At 46.7% G+C, this 19,676-nt stretch carries 19 protein-coding genes and 1 riboswitch; of the genes, 9 read left to right on the forward strand and 10 right to left on the reverse strand.

The features are described from left to right. Positions 1–173 precede the first annotated feature (173 nt). Entirely contained in the window at positions 174–446 is a 273-nt protein-coding gene (locus ACTNCK_RS10560) for a hypothetical protein (protein ID WP_441082675.1), read from the forward strand. Between the two features lie 177 nt (positions 447–623). Further along, positions 624–809, forward strand: a complete 186-nt coding sequence (locus ACTNCK_RS10565; RefSeq protein ID WP_441082676.1) for a hypothetical protein — start codon at positions 624–626, stop codon at positions 807–809. A gap of 84 nt (positions 810–893) precedes the next feature. Here ACTNCK_RS10565 and ACTNCK_RS10570 read toward each other — a convergent pair whose 3' ends face one another. The 9 genes from ACTNCK_RS10570 to metK all read right to left on the reverse strand — a co-directional run bounded on the left by ACTNCK_RS10570 (position 894) and on the right by metK (position 8,308). Continuing rightward, positions 894–1,469 (reverse strand): biotin transporter BioY, encoded by a 576-nt coding sequence (locus tag ACTNCK_RS10570; protein WP_441082677.1) that lies wholly within the window; start codon positions 1,467–1,469, stop codon positions 894–896. Between the two features lie 25 nt (positions 1,470–1,494). Beyond that, positions 1,495–2,535, reverse strand: coding sequence for a biotin synthase BioB (gene bioB / locus ACTNCK_RS10575; protein ID WP_441082678.1), 1,041 nt, complete (start codon positions 2,533–2,535; stop codon positions 1,495–1,497). A gap of 105 nt (positions 2,536–2,640) precedes the next feature. Beyond that, entirely contained in the window at positions 2,641–3,420 is a 780-nt protein-coding gene (locus tag ACTNCK_RS10580; protein ID WP_441082679.1) for a hypothetical protein, read from the reverse strand. Between the two features lie 41 nt (positions 3,421–3,461). Then, positions 3,462–3,887 (reverse strand): RNHCP domain-containing protein, encoded by a 426-nt coding sequence (locus ACTNCK_RS10585; protein ID WP_441082680.1) that lies wholly within the window; start codon positions 3,885–3,887, stop codon positions 3,462–3,464. After that, positions 3,884–4,237, reverse strand: coding sequence for an RNHCP domain-containing protein (locus ACTNCK_RS10590; RefSeq protein ID WP_441082681.1), 354 nt, complete (start codon positions 4,235–4,237; stop codon positions 3,884–3,886). Before ACTNCK_RS10590 ends, ACTNCK_RS10585 begins: the two co-directional genes overlap by 4 nt. Positions 4,238–4,241: 4 nt before the next feature. After that, complete coding sequence (gene rfbC / locus ACTNCK_RS10595; protein WP_441082682.1) at positions 4,242–4,838, reverse strand: dTDP-4-dehydrorhamnose 3,5-epimerase; 597 nt, start codon at positions 4,836–4,838, stop codon at positions 4,242–4,244. Between the two features lie 53 nt (positions 4,839–4,891). After that, positions 4,892–5,779, reverse strand: a complete 888-nt coding sequence (gene rfbA, locus ACTNCK_RS10600; protein WP_441082683.1) for a glucose-1-phosphate thymidylyltransferase RfbA — start codon at positions 5,777–5,779, stop codon at positions 4,892–4,894. Next, a complete protein-coding gene (gene rfbB / locus ACTNCK_RS10605) occupies positions 5,776–6,804 on the reverse strand; it encodes a dTDP-glucose 4,6-dehydratase (protein WP_441082684.1) in 1,029 nt (342 codons plus the stop codon). Before rfbB ends, rfbA begins: the two co-directional genes overlap by 4 nt. 322 nt (positions 6,805–7,126) lie before the next feature. Continuing rightward, a complete protein-coding gene (metK, locus tag ACTNCK_RS10610; RefSeq protein WP_441082685.1) occupies positions 7,127–8,308 on the reverse strand; it encodes a methionine adenosyltransferase in 1,182 nt (393 codons plus the stop codon). Between the two features lie 12 nt (positions 8,309–8,320). Beyond that, a riboswitch (SAM riboswitch) is annotated at positions 8,321–8,425 on the reverse strand. A gap of 168 nt (positions 8,426–8,593) precedes the next feature. Here metK and ACTNCK_RS10615 point away from each other — a divergent pair. The 7 genes from ACTNCK_RS10615 (at position 8,594) to ACTNCK_RS10645 (ending at position 18,018) form a co-directional block, all read left to right on the forward strand. Further along, entirely contained in the window at positions 8,594–9,643 is a 1,050-nt protein-coding gene (locus ACTNCK_RS10615; RefSeq protein WP_441082686.1) for a hypothetical protein, read from the forward strand. Between the two features lie 6 nt (positions 9,644–9,649). After that, the gene (locus ACTNCK_RS10620) at positions 9,650–11,377 is read left to right on the forward strand and encodes an ABC transporter ATP-binding protein (protein ID WP_441082687.1); all 1,728 of its coding nucleotides are present in this window, start codon (positions 9,650–9,652) and stop codon (positions 11,375–11,377) included. After that, complete coding sequence (locus ACTNCK_RS10625) at positions 11,374–13,104, forward strand: ABC transporter ATP-binding protein (RefSeq protein WP_441082688.1); 1,731 nt, start codon at positions 11,374–11,376, stop codon at positions 13,102–13,104. Before ACTNCK_RS10620 ends, ACTNCK_RS10625 begins: the two co-directional genes overlap by 4 nt. An 85-nt stretch (positions 13,105–13,189) precedes the next feature. After that, complete coding sequence (locus ACTNCK_RS10630) at positions 13,190–14,485, forward strand: UDP-N-acetylglucosamine 1-carboxyvinyltransferase (RefSeq protein ID WP_441082689.1); 1,296 nt, start codon at positions 13,190–13,192, stop codon at positions 14,483–14,485. Next, positions 14,485–15,657 carry a glycosyltransferase family protein gene (locus tag ACTNCK_RS10635; protein ID WP_441082690.1) on the forward strand — a complete coding sequence of 391 codons (1,173 nt, stop codon included), beginning with the start codon at positions 14,485–14,487 and terminating at the stop codon, positions 15,655–15,657. Before ACTNCK_RS10630 ends, ACTNCK_RS10635 begins: the two co-directional genes overlap by 1 nt. Before the next feature lie 16 nt (positions 15,658–15,673). Beyond that, positions 15,674–16,846 carry a CgeB family protein gene (locus ACTNCK_RS10640; RefSeq protein ID WP_441082691.1) on the forward strand — a complete coding sequence of 391 codons (1,173 nt, stop codon included), beginning with the start codon at positions 15,674–15,676 and terminating at the stop codon, positions 16,844–16,846. Continuing rightward, positions 16,843–18,018 carry a glycosyltransferase family protein gene (locus ACTNCK_RS10645; RefSeq protein WP_441082692.1) on the forward strand — a complete coding sequence of 392 codons (1,176 nt, stop codon included), beginning with the start codon at positions 16,843–16,845 and terminating at the stop codon, positions 18,016–18,018. The genes ACTNCK_RS10640 and ACTNCK_RS10645 overlap by 4 nt, the downstream gene beginning before the upstream one ends. Here the strand turns inward: ACTNCK_RS10645 and fliD are convergent. Beyond that, positions 18,013–19,320: a flagellar filament capping protein FliD gene (fliD, locus tag ACTNCK_RS10650; RefSeq protein ID WP_441082693.1), complete on the reverse strand. Its 1,308-nt coding sequence runs from the start codon at positions 19,318–19,320 to the stop codon at positions 18,013–18,015. The two genes, ACTNCK_RS10645 and fliD, sit on opposite strands and share 6 nt — an antisense overlap. Positions 19,321–19,676 lie beyond the last annotated feature (356 nt).

Genomic DNA, 19,676 nt, shown 5'->3' on the forward strand with positions numbered 1-19,676 from the left:
TCTGTACTATAGATTTTTTTTGGCGAAAAAATTGTACAGGAAAATGTATGCTTTTTCAATATTTACAAGGGTTACAGCGTTTTAGCTACCCACACAAACTGATGAAGAGCCAATACTTCTGTCTCTTTTCTGATCTTTATGCTAGAATGGGAGAGGGTTACAAAGGAGATAAAATGGAATTTGGAATTTTATACAATAAAAATAATCTTAATATAGGAGATGATATTCAGGCCCTTGCTACCTCTTATTTTCTCCCACAGATCGATTATTTCATCGACAGGGAGCATATGGAAAGCTTTCGCTCCAGGAGCAGGAAGCCGGTTGCTGTCATAATGAATGCCTGGTATATGTGGAATAAATGGAACTGGCCGCCTTCAAAGTATATCTATCCGCTATTTGTTGGCTTTCACTATGCAGACCATCAGCTGGAGGATTTCCATGCTTAGGGAGATCATCCCTGAATGGGAGAGAAGCCTCGATCAGGAGGCACATGAGCTCTCGTCTCTTTTTATCAAGAGCTTTTCAGCAGGTTTATAAAGACTGATACCTTCCGTGGATATGATAAGGACAGGAAGAAGCAGCTGAAGAAATATATCCGTTCCGAGGCCAACTATCACAAGTTCATGATCAATTACTTCCAGATCGATATGACTGTGAGAGCAGCAGTAGAGGCACATCCGGACCTGTCCGTGATCAGGAAGGAGGATCTGGCTCTCCGCACCATATGCGACGAGTATCTGAAGCTTTCCAAGAGGAATTTTTACAGGAAGGAAAAGCTTATGAAAGCCCTTCTGGATTCAGAGGTCTGATTAAAACTCCCGCAACTAGCCCTGTCCAGTAAAAAGCAATGAAAAAAGGCGTGACCTGGGTCACGCCTTTCGATTCTATTAGATTTATGCCGTAAGTGAGGTGAATCTCCTTAATCTGTCGCGGAGGACAGGACCAGCGATAGCGGCTATTATCATCTTGATCAGATCCTCGACTATGAAAGGGATGACTCCGGCAAAAAGAGCTGCCTTGAAGCTCATCTGAGCTGAGAACATAAGCCATGCGGTTCCTAACAGGTAGCAGATCCAGGTAGCAGCCTCCATTGCTATGACACAGATGACTCTCTTTTTGTAGAATCTGTCAACGATGAGTCCGATCACAAGAGCCATAGGGATAAATCCGATCAGATATCCGCCTGTCGGTCCGAAAAGCTTCTGGGGACCGGCGCTGAAGCCCGAGAACACCGGAAGGCCTACAAGACCTAGCAGAAGATAGATGAGATAGGCTATCGTTCCTCTCTTCGTATCAAGTATATACATGGTAAAATATATAGCCAGATTGGTAAGTGATATAGGGACAGGTCCTATAGGGATTGACAGAGGCCCCAGAATACAGATCACTGCTGTCATCAGGGCTGTGGTCGTGATGAAGATGATATTTGCATTGCTTTTTCTTGTACTGCTTGTCGCATTGCTTGTCATTTGATTATACTTCCTTTCTGTTTACTCAGATTGCTTTCTGTTCCTCTTCCTGCCCCTTCCATATGAAGTTCCTGTCCCATCTCTTATCAGCAGGCCTTTCCCAGTCCGGGGTTGTATCTCTTCCGAGCTCTTTGAGCATAGCAAGATCCTGTGCTATGGTAGATCCGGAGGTCGTAAGCATATTGCCGGTGATGCTGGCGCTGGCACCAGAGGAGAAGGTGGATCGGCCGTTGTCTTTCATCATGATTCTTCCTCCTGCAAGTCTGATATCAGCATCAGGATTTATGAACCGGAATATGGCGATCGTGCGAAGGATATCATCCTCTGAAATCCTTTCAAGTTCCTCGAGAGGAGTGCCCTTGATAGGCATAAGGCTGTTGATAGGAATAGAGTGTATGGAAAGCTCTGAAAGAGTAAGGGCCATATCTATCCTGTCATCCCAGTTCTCACCCATACCGATTATACCGCCTGAGCAGACCGCAAGTCCCTCAGCCTGAGCACGGCGGATATTTGCGATCTTGTCATCGAAGGTGTGGCTGGTGCAGATATGTGGGAAGAAACGACGCGAGGTCTCTATATTATTATGGATTCCCGTAACTCCGGCGACGTGAAGCCTGTGGAACTGCTCGGCAGTCATGAACCCGAGAGAGCAGCAGAGCTCTATCTTTAGCTCCCTGTGCATCCTTTCAACGACTGCTATGATCTTTTCGAAGTCAGCAGGAGAAGGACCGTATCCTGAGTCTACTATTCCGAATCGGTCAACTCCCTCTTCCTGATTGCTCTTAGCTCTTTCAAATATGATGTCAGGGTCTAAGAACTCATGCCTGTCGCATCCGGCATGACTTATGGCCGACTGGGCACAGAATCTGCAATTCTCTCCACAGTTCCCCTCTCTGCCACTGATGATAGTACACAGATCGACCTTATCTCCGCAAAGGGCAGATCGGATCATATCTGCTCCCTCTCTAAGCTCGTCCAGATCAGCGCTTAAAAGAAAGGAAAGATCATCTCCTCTGTTAAGCCTTTTTCCGGCTATGATCTGTTCAGCTAATTTCTTAATATCCATATATTTACCTCAAGATGAATTAAACCAACTGAATCAGGATTATAGCCCTTATTGTCACCCTTGTCAACCTCACTATGTGACAAATGTGCAAACTCTGCCCTCTTATTATGAAATACAAAGAGACAGTATGAGCGAGAGGATTTTTTTCCCTTGTCTTTTGTCCTTTACAGGGAGTTCTCCCTTATTCCTGAGAGAGTCAGTAAGATCAGAAAGCTCCTTAAGCCTTGAAGCGGAATCCAGATATCTGATATATGATAAAATCTGGATTTTCATGGACTCTGAGCATGACAGCTCCCCTGACAGCTGTTCGGACAGCAGGTCTATTGGGTCATTATTTGTATTATTATCTCTGCAAAGAGATAATAGAAAGCTGCTCACCGGCTCGGATGCTTTTAAAATGAGATTTCTGGCATTATTATAATTGAATTCGCCTGAGTCAGTGACTGTTTTTATGAATATGATCCGTTCAGGACTTACCTGGCTCTTTAGGACAGCGAAAATGGATGATGCCTCCATATCAAAAAGGACAGGGACTGTAAAATCCCTGTCAAAGGTAGACCGTAGGATCTGATAGGACCCGCATGGCCGATCTGAGGTGATTAGAGCGCAGTGAGGGAAGAAATCAGAGGCTATATCAGGATAGTAGGCCTCTCCTGTGCTTTTTTCAAGTATCTGTCCGGCAAAAAATGTATCTCCTGTAAAGGAGGCAGCGGCTGCAGAGCCGTAATTTACATAAAGGCTGTCCTTGCCATATTTCCCGAGGCAATATCCGGCAGCGGCTGCAGCCCTGTCCCGTCCGCTTCCGGTCAGAATAAGCCGGAAATCAGAGGAGGAGAATATATTATCATCCTCACGGGAAAGTCCAAGATGACGTATAAGTCCCAAAGCCTCAGGATAAAGCGCGCAAAAGATAGTTATCATGGTATTCAGATCAGGTCCCCCTGGCTCTGCATGGTCCCTAGCATATCATTAAGCCGGTCCTTATCAAGAAAATTACCTGCAAATGGTCTCATCGCAAGAGCCATGAGCTTCATCGGATTGTCATCGGCTGCTATCCGGTTAGATGAAAGCTTGCCGCATCTCTTGCAGCGATGGACAATAGCCCACTCTCCGTCGCTTCTTACCCATACGCCTATAGGCTCCATTATGCCGCCACAGCTTGATGCCCTGTCGCCCGGAGTCTCATCTACATGAAGAGAGCATAGGCAGTTGGGACAGTGATTGCGGTGGTTGCTTCCGGCTCCGTTGGAAACTATAGGCCAGCCACAGTTTCTGCATGTAAAGGAGTCAGAGCAGGGGTTCTTTTTGTAATAATTCTTATCGTATTTTCTTCGTTTATTCTCTCTATTCATTTATGATCCCTGTAATATCCATCCATATCTCCCTGACCGCCCATCAGATCAGTAAGCTCTGATATCCGTTCGATCGGGAAAGGCGGAGAAGCGATAGGCCTTGCAGCAACAGACATAAGTGTTACCGGATTGTCAGAATCTTCTACTGGCTCGGTTTTTAAGGCTCCGCAGAAGGCACAGCGACAGATGATTTCGGGGCGTCCCTTGTCCTTTATCCAGACTGATACCGCCTCAAAGATCCCTCCGCATTCGTCGCCATTGTCGTCGGTCTCGTGCAGGGAGGACAGGCATTCAGGACAGTGGTCAAGGGATTCATCATAGAGATTACCGCAGTTAGAGCATTCGATCATATGTTTACCTGTTATTTATTCCTTCCCATTTCTGGTCCTTGTCAGAAAGTATAAGAGGCAGATCTCCATCAAGAGTATAGCCCATGGCAGAAGGTGTCCCATTATATGACCCCTCGACTCCCGGCCATTTTATACCGATCGCCGGGTCATTCCAGGCTATGCCTCCCTCATCATCAGGATGCCAGAAATCATTTACCTTATAGCAGAACTCTGCTACATCCGAAAGCACAAGAAATCCATGAGCGAATCCCTCAGGTATGAGAAACTGCTTCATATTCTGATCAGAAAGAATGACTCCGTACCATTTGCCATAGGTCGCGGAGCCCTCTCTCATATCGACTGCAACATCGAAAACCTCTCCGCGCACGGCTCTTACCAGCTTGCACTGAGGGAAATTCTTCTGGAAATGAAGTCCTCTTAAGACTCCCTTCTGTGACATCGACTGATTGTCCTGAACGAAGTCGACATCAAGTCCGGCCTCCTTCATCTCCCTTGAGTTCCATGTCTCGACGAAATATCCCCTTTCGTCTCTGTGAATATTTGGTGTGATAACCGCGAGCCCTTCAATACCGCCCGGGTTTTTATCAACTGTGATCTGCATTTTTGTTGTCCTTTGCTGTGTATGGGAGGTGCGAGGTGCGAGCCACTCTCACCTTAATACTTAAACCTTCCCTCCGCTACTGCCCTTAAGTGCTCTCCATACGGGCTTTTTCCGTATTTGTCAGCTGAAGCAAGAAGCGTAGCTGTATCTATCCATCCGTTTACATAGCCTATCTCCTCCGGCGCTGAGATCATGATCCCCTGAAGCGTCTCGACTGTACGCACGAAGCCTGCTGCTTCATGGAGACTTTCCATCGTGCCGGTGTCAAGCCAGGCAAAACCACGGCCAAGAAGCTTTACCATCAGATCGTCTCTTTTCAGATACATATCGTTAAGAGATGTGATCTCAAGCTCGCCGCGGTCAGATGGCCTTACCTGCTCTGCCATTTCCGCTACTCCCTTTGGATAGAAATAAAGCCCTGTCACAGCATAATTGCTTTTCGGTGCTGCAGGCTTTTCCTCGATAGTGACTGCCTTTCCCTGACTGTCGAACTCGACGACACCGAATCTTTCCGGATCATTCACATAGTATCCGAAGACGGTAGCCTTGTCATTTTCACAAGCATTTTTTCTGGCATCGCGCATAAGGGAGCCCAGGCCGTTTCCATAGAATATGTTGTCTCCGAGCACCATCGCGCATGAATCATTTCCGATGAAATCCTTACCTATGATAAAGGCCTGGGCCAGCCCGTCAGGAGATGGCTGGATCCTGTATGACAGCGATAGCCCGAACTGTTCTCCGTTTCCCAGCAGCTCCATAAATCTCGGAGAATCTGTAGGAGTAGATATGATGAGAATATCCCTGATGCCTGCAAGCATTAGTGTAGACAGCGGATAGTAGATCATCGGCTTGTCATAGACAGGAAGAAGCTGCTTACTTGTTACCATTGTAAGAGGGTAGAGTCTTGTTCCGGATCCGCCCGCGAGGATAATGCCCTTCATAGTGTTCTCCTGTTTCCATACATCTTCTCATAATAGTCCATATAATCCCCTGATATGATATCCTCCCACCAGCTCTTATGGTCAAGATACCACTGGATAGTTTTTTTGATACCATCTGCAAATGCTGTCTCAGGCAGCCATCCCAGGTCATCATGGATCTTTGTCGGATCGATCGCATAGCGCTGATCGTGTCCCTTTCTGTCCTCGACATGCTCTATAAGGGAATAAGGCTTGCCCAGATAGTCGCAGATAAGCTTTACAATATCGATATTGGCCATTTCGTTGTGACCTCCGATATTATATATCTCTCCATCAGAGGCCTTTCTTATGATCAGATCTATAGCCTTGCAGTGATCCTCGACATAGAGCCAGTCACGGACATTTCTGCCTTCTCCGTAGACAGGCAGAGGTTTGTCGGAAAGAGCGTTTGCAATCATGAGAGGAATAAGCTTCTCCGGGAACTGGTATGGGCCGTAGTTATTCGAGCAGCGGCTTAAGGTGACCGGAAGAGAGTAGGTCCTGTGATAGGCCATGACCAGAAGATCCGCAGAGGCCTTAGAGGTCGAATATGGACTTGATGTATGGATCGGTGTATCTTCATGGAAAAAAAGATCAGGGCGGTCAAGAGGCAGATCACCATAGACCTCGTCAGTGCTTACCTGATGATATCTCTTTATTCCGAACTTCCTGCAGGCGTCCATAAGGACCGATGTACCTATGATATTAGTCTCGAGAAAGATAGTAGGATTCTCGATGGATCTGTCCACATGACTTTCAGCGGCAAAGTTTACTACTATATCCGGCTTTTCCTGTAAAAAGATCTGATAGATTGCTTCCCTGTCTCTTATATCTGTCCTGAAAAATCTGAAATGATCGTTTTTCATTACAGGCTCAAGTGTAGAAAGATTCCCGGCATATGTAAGCGAATCTACGCAAAGGATAGTATCCTCCGGATGATTTTTAAGCTCATAAAAGATAAAATTGCTTCCGATAAATCCGGCTCCGCCAGTAACAAGTATTTTCATTTGTTTACCTCGTTCGATTTTTTTATATTGTAATACTTGTGAGGAATTTTTTCAACTGTTCGGGGGAGGTGTGAGGTGTGAGGTGTGAGGTGCGAGGTGCGAGGTGTGAGGTGTGAGGTGTGAGGTGTGAGGTGTGAGGTGTGAGGTGTGAGGTGTGAGGTGCGAGGTGCGAGGTGTGAGGTGTGAGGCGTGAGGTGTGAGGTGTGAGGTGCGAGGTTTGAGGGGTTAGGAGGGAGGAGTGAGGTCTGATGTCTGAGGTGACAGTAAATAAAAAAGCCCCGCATAAGCGGGGACGTGAAATATAGGGATTAGGTGTAAGCTCTCACAGATACTTCTTCAGCGCATCTACCTTATCAAGTGCTTCCCATGGCAGATTCAGGTCATTTCTTCCGAAGTGGCCGTATGCTGCTGTAGGGCGGTAGATAGGACGACGGAGATCGAGCATCTTGATGATGCCGGCCGGACGCAGGTCGAAGTTCTCGCGGATGATGGAGACAAGCTTCTCCTCAGAGAGCTTTCCTGTGCCGAAGGTATCGATGTTGATAGAGGTAGGCTCAGCTACACCGATCGCATAGGAGAGCTGGATCTCAGCCTTGTCAGCAAGGCCTGCTGCTACGATATTCTTGGCCACATAACGTGCTGCGTATGCTGCTGAACGGTCAACCTTGGTGCAGTCCTTTCCTGAGAAGGCACCGCCGCCGTGACGAGCCATGCCACCGTAGGTGTCTACGATGATCTTGCGGCCAGTGAGACCTGCGTCACCGTGAGGTCCGCCGATCACGAAGCGGCCGGTAGGATTGATGAAAAACTTAGTATTATCGTCTACAAGCTCCTTTGGAAGGATAGGATCGAAGACATATTTCTTTATATCCTCGTGGATCTGCTCCTGGGAAACGGTCTCGTCATGCTGGGTAGAGAGTACAACGGCCTCGAGACGGGTCGGCTTGCCGTTCTCATCATACTCTACAGAAACCTGTGTCTTTCCGTCTGGACGCAGATATGGCAGAGTACCGTCCTTTCTTACATCCGTAAGTCTCTTTGCAAGCTTGTGGGCAAGAGAGATAGGATAAGGCATATACTCATCTGTCTCATTGGTCGCATAGCCGAACATCATACCCTGATCTCCGGCGCCTGTGTCGAGATCATCAGTCAGCTCGCCTTCCTTGGCTTCGAGAGCCTTATCAACTCCCATGGCTATATCAGGTGACTGCTTGTCTAAAGCTACCATTACGGCACATGTATTGCCATCGAAGCCGGTAGCAGCATCGTTGTATCCTATTTCATTGACAGTTTTTCTGACGATAGACGGGATGTCAAGGCTTGCTTTTGTGGTGAGCTCTCCTGTGACGAGAACGAATCCTGTGCAGGCTGCAGTCTCGCAGGCAACACGGCTCATAGGGTCCTGTCTCATGCACTCATCAAGGATGGCGTCGCTTATTGCGTCGCAGACCTTGTCGGGATGTCCCTCAGTAACTGACTCTGAAGTGAATAAACGCTTTTCCATTAATGTGGTTCCTCCTTATTGTTCGAATACTGTTCGCTCAGGATGGGCACCTTTCGGCATATGCCGGGGTTGCCGTGGCTTCACAGGTCCATGTACCTCCACCACTCTGAATAAGAGAATTCGAAAAATTTATTTATGACATAACGATTATAGCAGGATTATCTTGTCTGTCCATACACAAAAGACAGGATATGTAGTTATACCATATCCTTACACAGAAACTTGTAAAAAAAGCCTGGTCTGGTTATAATAGATAAGCTATTCAGAAATTAAGGAGGCATTTTTATGAACAGGAACAAGATGATCACAGCAGTCGCTGTAGCGACGGTGGCCTGCGGCATGTTTGCAGGATGCGCACCGAGGAGCACGGATGCTGTTATCAGGATAGAGAATAATGGTAAAAAGGACAGTCTGGATTATGGCTATGTGAACTTTGTCTGCCGTATGAACCAGGCGAGAGTCGATCAGGCCAACCTTGCAAGTATGGGAATGGGTTACTGGAGCCAGACCGCTCAGACAGGCAGCAATCAGACAAATGAGGATTCAGCCAAGGATTATATATATCAGAACATACAGGGACAGTATCTTGCCAGACAGCATGCCGCTGATCTGGGAGTAAAGGTGACAGCCTCCGATAAGAAGAAGATAAAAAAGGCAGCAGCCGATTTCATGAAGGATAACACAAAAAAGGCCATAGATCAGGTCGGAGCGAAGGAGGAATATATAGAGGACTTCCTTGAGTACGAGACCTATTATGAGAGAGTAAGGGCAAAGGTCGAGTCTTCTGCCGATGATACGGTTTCTGATTCAGAGGCAAAGCAGTCCACCTTTACCTATGCGCTTTTCTCGACCAAGTCTGATTCCAAGTCGGCATCAGGAGATTCCTCCATATCAAAGGAGGACAAGGAGAAGCTTCTTGCCAAGGCAAAGAAGGTCGCTAGTGCTTCTGACTTTGACAAGGAGGCAAAGAAGCTTAAGGCCGAGACATCTACATATTCGTTTACAAGGGCAGAGGATCCGGGCTCTGATCAGGCTATGGACGAGAAGGTGATAACAGAGGCGAAGAAGCTTGCAGATGGTCAGGTATCAGGCGTCATCGAGGTAAAGGACAAGGGATACTATGTGATCAGGATGGACAAGACCTATGATGAGGCTGCTACAAAGACAAAGAGGAAGTCTCTTGCAGAGCAGAAGAGGGAGGAGGCCTTCAGCAAGCAGATGACATCATGGAAGAAAAAGGTGAAGTTCACACTAAACAAAAAGCTCTGGAAGCAGATAAAGTTCACTGACCTATTTACAACAAAGCAGACAAAGAATTCTGATACAGGAAAGTAAAAAGATATGAGATTTGCAGCGCACTATCTGGCAGATTATAAGAAGGAGTCATTACTGGCTCCTTTATTTAAAATGCTTGAAGCAATATTCGAGCTATTCGTACCACTAGTGATGGCCCGTATAATTGATGTGGGTATAGCAAATAATGACAGGGTCTATATAATCCGCCAGGGAGGGATGCTTATCATTCTGGCTGCAGTAGGACTTGCTGTTGCCGTAACAGCCCAGTACTTCTCGGCCAAGGCTGCTATAAATGCTGCGGGAAAGATGAGAAGCGATCTCTTCTTTCATATAATGAAGTTTTCAAGAGGGACGCTCGGAGAAAAGGGAACAGCATCTCTTGTCACAAGGATCACAAATGATGTGAACCAGGTACAGAACGGGATGAATATGTTCCTCAGGCTTTTCCTCAGATCGCCTTTTATAGTATTCGGGGCAATGATAATGGCCTTTACGGTAGATGTAAAGGCTGCGCTTGTCTTTGCAGTCCTTATTCCGCTTCTCGGACTATTCGTCTATCTGGTCATGCATTCGACGCTTCCCCGCTTCAAGAGGATCCAGGAAGGCCTTGAGAAGATTCTGCTTACTGTCAATGAAAATCTTGAGGGAGTAAGGGTCATAAGAGCCTTTCGTGTAGAGGAGGCTCAGAACAGGAGGTTCAAGGAGGAGACAGGATCTCTTTACAGACAGCAGATAGGAGCCGGGCGTATATCGGCACTCCTTAATCCTGTGACATACGCTCTTATCAATCTGGGAATAGCGACCCTTCTTCTCGTAAGTGGAGTCAGGGTATCCGCTGGAAGCCTTACTCAGGGAGAGAGCGTGGCTCTGGTAAACTATATGTCACAGATCCTTGTCGAGCTGATTAAGCTTGCCAATCTGATAATCCTTCTTACGAGAGCAGTATCCTCTGCCGACAGGCTTTCTGATATACTAAGTACAGATCCGGATGAAAGGATCCACGAAAAGGAGGAGACGCCATCAGACACAGCGGATGCGATCGAGATATCTGACCTCTCCTTTACCTATCCGAGGAACAGGGATAAGGCTCTTTCTGATATTACACTTAGTGTAGGAAAGGGACAGACTCTTGGAATAATAGGAGGCACAGGCTCAGGAAAGAGCACGCTTGTCAGGCTTTTACGCCATGCCTATGATCCTGTATCAGGAAGTATACTTCTAAATGGAAGGGATATCAGGTCGATCCCGGATCAGGACATAGTAGGTATGATAGGACATGTGCCTCAGAAGGCCCAGCTTTTCTACGGCAGTATCCGTTACAATCTAGAGCTTGCAAAGCCTGATGCAACTGAAAAGGAGATGTGGGATGCTCTTGAGGCAGCATGTGCAAGGGAGATAGTAGAAAAGAAGGAAAATGGACTTGATGAGATAGTACAGCGGGGAGGGACCAATTTCTCCGGAGGACAGAAACAGAGGCTTACTATAGCAAGAGCGCTGATAAAAAGACCGGAGATCCTTATCTTAGACGACAGTGCCTCTGCTCTTGATATGCTTACAGAGAGAAAGCTCAGAGACAATATAAAGGCCCTTCCATGGCATCCGACAACCGTGATCATCTCTCAGAGGGCATCATCTGTAATGGATGCGGATCAGATCCTTGTCCTTGACGGAGGAGAATGCAAGGGACTCGGAAGGTCAGAGGAGCTTCTTCATACCTGCCCTATATACAGAGAAATATACAGCACCCAGTTCGAGCTGAAGGAGGAAGCATGAAGAATAAAAGTACAATGAAGCGCATTCTTTCCCTGATGAAGCCCTATAGCGGATGGGTCATACTTTCGCTTATCCTCGCACTGGGCACGGTGATATCTACCCTTATGATACCGGTGCTTGAGGGAAAGGCAATAGACTGCATCATAGGAAAGGGCAGGGTGGATTTTACAGGATTATACCTTGTACTGAGAAATATAGTATTTGTTGCAGCAATCACCTTCCTTTGTCAGTGGGCAATGAACCGGATCAATAACAGGATCACCTATTCAGTTGCCAGGGAGCTCAGGCAGAAGGCCTTTGAAAGGCTCTTAAGGGTACCGGTCTCTGTAATAGATTCTGAAAGCCATGGAGATATAGCCAGCAGGATAATAACCGATGCGGACTCATTTACGGACGGACTCCTTTTAGGCTTTACCCAGCTCTTTACAGGAGTGATGACCATAGCCGGAACTATCATATTTATGATAAGGATACGATTTACCATAGCTCTTGTCGTAATTGCAGCTACACCCGTTTCTATCCTTATAGCGAGATTTATTGCAAGGCGAAGCTATAATATGTTCCGCAGGCAGTCAAAGGACAGAGGAGATCTGACCGAATATCTGGATGAGAGGATTTCGCAGGCAGATCTTATCTCCCAGCTTGGCGCCCGGGAGCGCTCAAAGGAAGAGTTTACGGAAAAAAACGACAGACTGACTGATTCGGCAGTAAAGGCTACCTTTTACTCCTCGCTTACCAACCCTTCGACAAGATTCGTAAATGCGGTCATTTATGCTGCAGTAGGAGTAGTAGGCGCTCTTCTTTCTGTTGCAGGAAGCATTTCGGTAGGAGAGCTTACAAGCTTCCTTGGATATGCCAGAGAGTATGCAAGGCCATTCAATGAGATAACAGGCGTGATTACAGAGATGCAGAATGCCTTTGCCTGCGCCGCAAGGATATTTGAAATAATAGATGAGAAGCAGGTCATAGATAATGACGGCAGGTTTGACGGAGAGGTGAAAGGAAAGGTGACTATGGAAAATGTCTCCTTCTCCTATGTGCCTGAAAAGCCTCTTATAGAGGAACTGTCACTTAGCGTAGAGCCTGGTGAAAAGGTTGCTATAGTAGGGCCTACAGGAGCAGGAAAGACCACGCTTATAAACCTTCTTATGCGTTTCTATGATGTGGACAGTGGCGCAGTAAAGGTTGATGATAGGGATATAAGAACAGTAAGCCGGAGTGCCCTGAGAGAGAGATTCGGTATGGTGCTTCAGGAGACCTTTCTGTTTGCAGGAAGCATAAGAGATAATCTGTCTCTTGGCAAGCCGGATGCCACGGACGAGCAGATAGTAGAGGCCGCAAAGGCTGCAAATGCCAATGAGTTCATAAGAAGGCTGCCGGATGGATATGATACAGTCCTTACTCCTGAGGGAGGGACTCTTTCCCAGGGACAGAAGCAGCTTTTATGCATAGCCCGCCTGATGCTGGCCCTGCCTCCCATGCTTATCCTTGATGAGGCCACCTCATCTATTGATACAATGACAGAGATGAGGATACAGGATGCCTTTGCCAGGATGATGAAGGGCCGTACAACGTTTGTAGTAGCACACAGACTGCAGACTATAAGGGATGCCGATCTGATCCTGTATATGGAGAACGGTCATGTACTGGAGCAGGGCTCGCATAAGGAGCTGCTTCAGAAAAACGGTCATTATGCGAAACTATACAGGAGCCAGTACAGCAGCTGATGCTTATGGCACTTGACAAAAATGTATTACCGTATAAAATGTTAAAGGTAGTTTTTTGGAAAAATTAGGAGATCAGGAAGAATAAATGGCACAATACGTCATGAAGGGCGGAAATCCGCTCCACGGATCTGTAGATATATCAGGCGCAAAGAATGCTGCACTGGCCATCATTGCTGCTGCTATTATGGCAGATGAACCGGTGACAGTGAACAATCTGCCGGATGTTAATGATGTCCGGGTCATGCTTGAGGCAATAAGGGAGATAGGAGCAGGAGTCGACAGGAAGGACAAGCATACTGTAGTGATAGAGGGCAGCACGATCAATGCCCTGATTGTCGACTATGAGTATATCAAGAAGATAAGAGCATCATACTATCTTCTGGGATCTCTTCTAGGCAAGTATAAAAGGGCTGAGGTTGCCATGCCGGGAGGCTGTGCTATCGGCGCAAGACCTATGGATCTCCATGAGAAGGGCTTTCGTGCCCTTGGAGCTGAGGTGGATGAGGGCTATGGCCTTATCTCAGCCAGGGCAAAGGAGCTTTGCGGAGCCCATATCTATCTGGACAAGGTTTCTGTCGGCGCAACTATAAATATCATGATGGCAGCAGTCCTTGCTGAGGGAAAGACTACGATAGAAAATGCAGCCAAGGAGCCGCATGTGGTCGATGTAGCTAATTTCCTTAACAGCATGGGAGCCAATGTGAAGGGCGCCGGGACTGATATGATCAGGATTACAGGTGTGAAGAGCCTTCATGGCACCGAATACTCTGTTATTCCCGATCAGATCGAGGCAGGCACCTTTATGTATGCGGCTGCCGCTACCCACGGTGAGGTGACAGTGAGGAACGTGATCCCCAAGCATCTTGAGGCTACGACAGCCAAGCTTCTTGAGGCAGGCTGCAGGATAGCAGAGGGAGATGATGCTGTGACTGTTTCTGCAAGGGATATCACCCTTCTTCCTACTCAGGTCACCACACTTCCATATCCTGGATTTCCTACCGATATGCAGCCTCAGATGACTGCTGTATTAGGCCTCGCAGATGGAGTGAGCACGGTTACAGAGAGCATCTTTGACAACAGGTTCAAGTACGTTGCAGAGCTTAGCCGTATGGGAGCCTCTATCCGTGTCGAGAGCAATATAGCCATTATTACAGGAGTGGATCATTATACCGGAGCCCATGTATCGGCACCTGATCTGAGAGCAGGTGCAGCTCTTGTGATAGCAGGACTTGCAGCAGACGGGATCACCACTATAGATGATATTCATTTCGTGGAGAGGGGCTATGAGGATTTCACTGAAAAGCTCCGCGGCATAGGTGCAGAGATCGAGCGTGTTGACAACGAAAGAGATCTGCGGAAATTCATGTTTCAGGTGTCATAATGAGGATAGGATATCTCGACTGGAAATGTTTTAACGGAGCAGATACCAAGAGGGAAATGGAAAAGCAGGGCCATTGCGTCCTGCCTTTTTTTCGTGAGGGATATAATGAGCCGGTTTCAGACGAATTTGTGGAATATTTTCTGTCATTCGTGAAGGAAAAGGGAGTGGATCTGATCTTTTCATACAACTTTTTCCCTCCACTGGCAGAGGGAGCCCATCAGGCAGGGATACCATATATATCTGTGGTCTATGACAACCCCTATGTCTATCTCTACTCATATACAGTCATGTACGATACCAACCGGATCTATCTGTTTGATTCGGACTGGGTGAGGGAGATGAACGCCGGTGGACTGTCAAATATTTTCTATACTGTGCTTCCGGGTGATCTGAAGGAAAATACGCCGGATGTAGGAAAATACGCCTGTGATATATCCTTCATAGGTGCCCTCTATAACGAGGAGCATGATTTTTATTCGAGGATGGAGCCCGGGCTTTCTCCTTATATGAAGGGCTATCTGAATGGACTTATGAGCTCGCAGCATCTGATATATGGAGAGGATCTGATAAAGGATGCACTGACTCCGGATGTGCTGGGGGAGCTTTATAAGGCCCTGCCGCTTGAAAAGGAAAGAACCTGTGCCGAGCCGGATTACTACAGATTCTTGAAATATGTGATAGACAGGAGGCTTACAAGTATTGAAAGGATCAAGTATCTGGCCCTGCTTGGGGAGAAATTCGGCAGGGAAAACAGCATAGATCTCTATACCCTTGATCCGGATTACAGTATAGCTGGTATAAGAAACAGAGGAATAGCAGAGTATGAAACAGTAATGCCCCGTGTCTTTGCAGAAAGCCGTATAAATCTAAACGTCACCCTGAGGAGCATAAGCTCAGGTATTCCGCAGAGGTGCATTGATATAATGTCAAACGGAGGATTCCTTCTGTCCAACTATCAGAGTGATTTCTTCCTTGATACTCTGACTGAGGATGGGTCGGCTGCCTTTGTACAGGGAGAGGATATCGAATGCTATTCAGAGGAGGGAGAGCTCGTTGAAAAGACGGCATATTATCTTTCTCATGAGGAAGAGAGAAAGCGGATCGCACTTAACGGATATCAGAAGGTAAAGAAGTACTATTCCCTTGAGAAGTTTCTTAAGAGGATACTCTGAAGGAGATGGAGCAGAAATGAAGGTACTTTTCTATAGATACAAAAGCATACTAGAGCCTGATATCATGCGTACTTTCTATGAGTTCGGGCTTAGCGTCATAAGATATGAGAGAGAGATAGATGTAAAGGATGACAGTCCGTCTGCTGCCGTGAAGCTTTTTTCGAGATTTCTTATGGATCATCCGGTGGATTTCATTTTCTCGGTGAATTTCTTCCCGCATGTCTCGGAGGTGGCACAGATATTTCATCTGAGATATGTTTCATGGATAGTGGATTCTCCGGTGCTTGAGCTTTATACAAGGATGATAAAGAACAGCGTGAACCGTGTCTTCATTTTTGACAGGGCGCTCTATAACGAGATTCATCCTTTAAACCCTGACTGTGTCTTTCATCTCCATCTGGCAGGATCTGTAAATGGAAGAAAAACAGTCCTGTCGCGCAAGCAGCCTGACCTGGAGAGGTTTTACCATCCCGTATCCTTTGTCGGAAGCCTTTATTCGGAAAAGGATCCGATGACACAGATAAAGGGACTTTCTCCTTACATAGAGGGTTATCTTGAAGGGATAATGAATGTTCAGGAGAGGGTATACGGATATTATTTCATAGATGATCTTCTGACAGATGAGGTGGTAGAGGCGATGAAAAAGTCGCTGCCGCTTTATCATATACCGGAGGAAAGCTTCCTTACTGAGAAAAAGCTTATGTCGCTTTTTTACATTGGAAATCACATAACAGCAATGGAAAGACAGGATACCTTCCAGGCGCTTTCCGAGAAGCAGGACACCTATATCTATACAGGAAGTGATACATCAGGACTGCCCGCTATCCACAACATGGGGCTGGCCAACACTCTGCTTGAGATGCCGCATATCTTTCACGGGTCAAAGATAAATATAAACACGACCTCAAAGGCTATAAGGACAGGACTGCCGCTTAGGATCTTTGACATACTAAGCTGCGGGGGCTTTTGCCTGTCAAATTATCAGGATGAGATCGAGGAGCTTTTCGTCCCTGGCGAGGAGATAGTCACATATTCATCTATCGAGGAGCTTACAGAGCTGTGTGCCTATTATCTGGATCATGAAAAGGAAAGACAGGAGATAGCGGAAGCAGGCTTTCTTCGCCTGTCTCGTGATTATACCTATGAGATCACCATGCAGAAGCTCTTATTTAAGGCATTTAGTAAATGAAAAAGATACTGTGTTACCGCTGGAAGGCCTATAATTATCCTGACGTGATAGAGGCCTTCCGCGCAAACGGCTATGAGGTCAGGCAGATCAGCCAGAAGCTATTAAGCTATGAGGTAAATGATGCCTTTGCTGAAAAGCTCAGGGTGCTTATAAGAAGCGGAGAATATGAATTTGTCTTCTCAATCAATTTTTTCCCTGTTATATCAGATCTGTGCGAGGAGGAGGGGATACTCTATGTCTCATACAGCTGCGACGCCCCTCTTATATCTATGTATCATCAGTCAGTATTCAATTCCGTAAACAGGATCTTCCTGTTCGATGTGGATTCTGTCGGCAGGTTTCGTGCCTTTGGAGCAGAAAATATAGAATATCTCCCTCTCGGTGTTGATACGAAAAGACTGTCTCGTCAGCTTTCATATCCGTCCCCATTTGATGACTCTCTTACTGAGCTTCTGTCGGATTCGATAAGCTTCGTAGGAAGCCTCTATGAGAAAAATTCTTATGACAGGATAAGAAAAGACCTGCCGCCTTATCTGCAGGGCTTCTTTGACTGTGCGATCACTGTCCAGGCCATGAGATTCGGCTCCGAGAACCTGCTTGATGATCTTATCACCGATCAGACTGCAGAAAAGATCACAGATATACTGCCTTTTGAAAAGTCTGACCGTTCATTCGCTACTCTTCCCTTTGTATTCGAGACCACATCTCTTGGCTTCAAGGCGGCTTCAGTCCAGAGAAAAACAGAGCTAAAGCAGCTTTCGATAGGACAGAGCGTGCTTATTTATACAGAAAGCGATACTTCGGATATGATCTCAGTGACAAATATGGGCGGGGTGGACTACAGGGTCATAATGCCATGGGTATTTAAGGAATCAGCTGTCAATACGAATTTTACTATTCCGAATATAAGGACCGGAATACCGCTTCGGGTCTGGGATGTGCTTGGAGCCGGAGGCTTTCTGCTTACCAATCATCAGAAGGAGATGGATTATTATTTCAGGGATGGAGAAAATATTGCCTGGTTTGACAGCGAGGAGGAGCTTATAGATAAGGCCTCATACTATCTGTCCCATGAGAAGGAGCGTAAGTCCATAGCCAAAAAGGGGCTGCTTGCTGTAAAAAATGGCCATAGCTTTAAAGACAGGATAGCTCTCCTGCTTAGCAGATTATAGGACCATATCTATAAGCATGCCTGAATAGGGACTCAGTGCGTAGACAGCTGGGAAGTTTTTTCCAGCGAAGGGATTCTTGTATTCTATAGTGAGCTTTTTGACATAACGCATGGGATCTGTCGAGGATCTCTCGGCTTCACGGTGGAGGGCGGACTTGAACAGGTTGATGCTGTGACAGGCACTCTTCCTGCCGGGGCCTGATACAGCCTGCCAGAGGATATCCCTGTCGACAGAAAGCATTCCGAATTCACCCTTCGAGATCCCTATGGCGGACAGATCGTCCTCAAGAGAAGAGCCGATCTTTCCGACCTCCTTACTGAGGTCCGTATCACTTCCCTCACCCTTATATTTCTGACCAATGACAAGCAGGCTGTTATATGAATCGACCAGATCGTTAACAGAGTCGGAGATCATATCGGTATCTGCCATAAAGCCGATCTCAGCAGGATCATCCTTAGCTGTAGGAGCGTGAAGAGTCAGGGCGAAGTTCTGATTGATAGTAAATGTATTGGACAGGGAGTGATGCTTTTCACCATTCAGATAGAAGGTCGAGTTGGAGGCCGGCCTTGAGATGCGGCCTATACCCAGCTTATTAAGCTCATTCCAGCTGGAGCCTGAGCTGATATTGAAAAGATACTTCTCATTAGCTGAAAGGCCGGTCTGCTTTGATGAGACGATAAGCTGGGCCATACGTCCGAAATCCTTTATTTCGGCATTGAGCCCGGTCTCCGAGGAATTTATAAGACGCATGATCTTCTTTTGTATGTCAAGGTTTTTGTCGCCGTCCTTTACATTGTATTGGAACTCATATGAGCCGTTTGTCGTATCGAGGTCAAAGCTGTAGCTTCCAGGCTCTATATCAGAGCTGTCTTTTATAAGAGGGGCGCCCTCATTGACCTGAGGAGAGGCAAGTTCTGCTACATCGACCTTTATGGTCCGGGTGGTGTCCGTCATCTGATCCTCATCCCCTATATATTCGACCTCTACGGCCTCAGGGTTTGAGGAATAGGCCTTCTTGCGGCCCAGCACAGATTCGATCCCCTCGTCGGCGCCACCCATGGAAAGCACGATATTTTCCATATCATGAGCCTTCGCCTTGATGTCGATAGCAAATTCAGCGATCTGAGGAGTATAATCTATCTTTACGACCGGAGCGTTCTTATTGGAACGGACCATGCGGTTGTAGACGTCCTTAAGCTCACTCTTTTTATGTGTGTCATATCTGCCTGAGGAGGATGCATTGCTGCCTGCATAGGCGGACATAAGATATCCTAGTACGACAGGACTGTTTATAATGGCCATATGCATTTCCTCCTTTCGTGGCAGGGATTAGTATATACGGAATTATTATATCATATTAAGATGGGGAATGGAAGTGGGAAGAGGTGAGAGGTGCGAGGTGTGAGGTACGAGGGCTACTGTTCACACCCCATTTTATCCCCCAGATTTCAGATCATCATAACCATATTTTTATCAGGTTATGCTGACCATATAATATGGGAATGGAAGTGGGAAGAGGTGAGAGGTGCGAGGTGTGAGGTACGAGGGCTACTGTTCACATCCCATTTTATCCCCCGGATTTCAGATCATCATAACCATATTTTTATCAGGTTCTGCTGACCATATAATATGGGAATGGAAGTGGGAAGAGGTGAGAG

This window comes from Candidatus Weimeria sp. HCP3S3_B5, assembly GCF_052064335.1.
In the GTDB taxonomy this organism is placed as follows: domain Bacteria; phylum Bacillota; class Clostridia; order Lachnospirales; family Lachnospiraceae; genus Weimeria.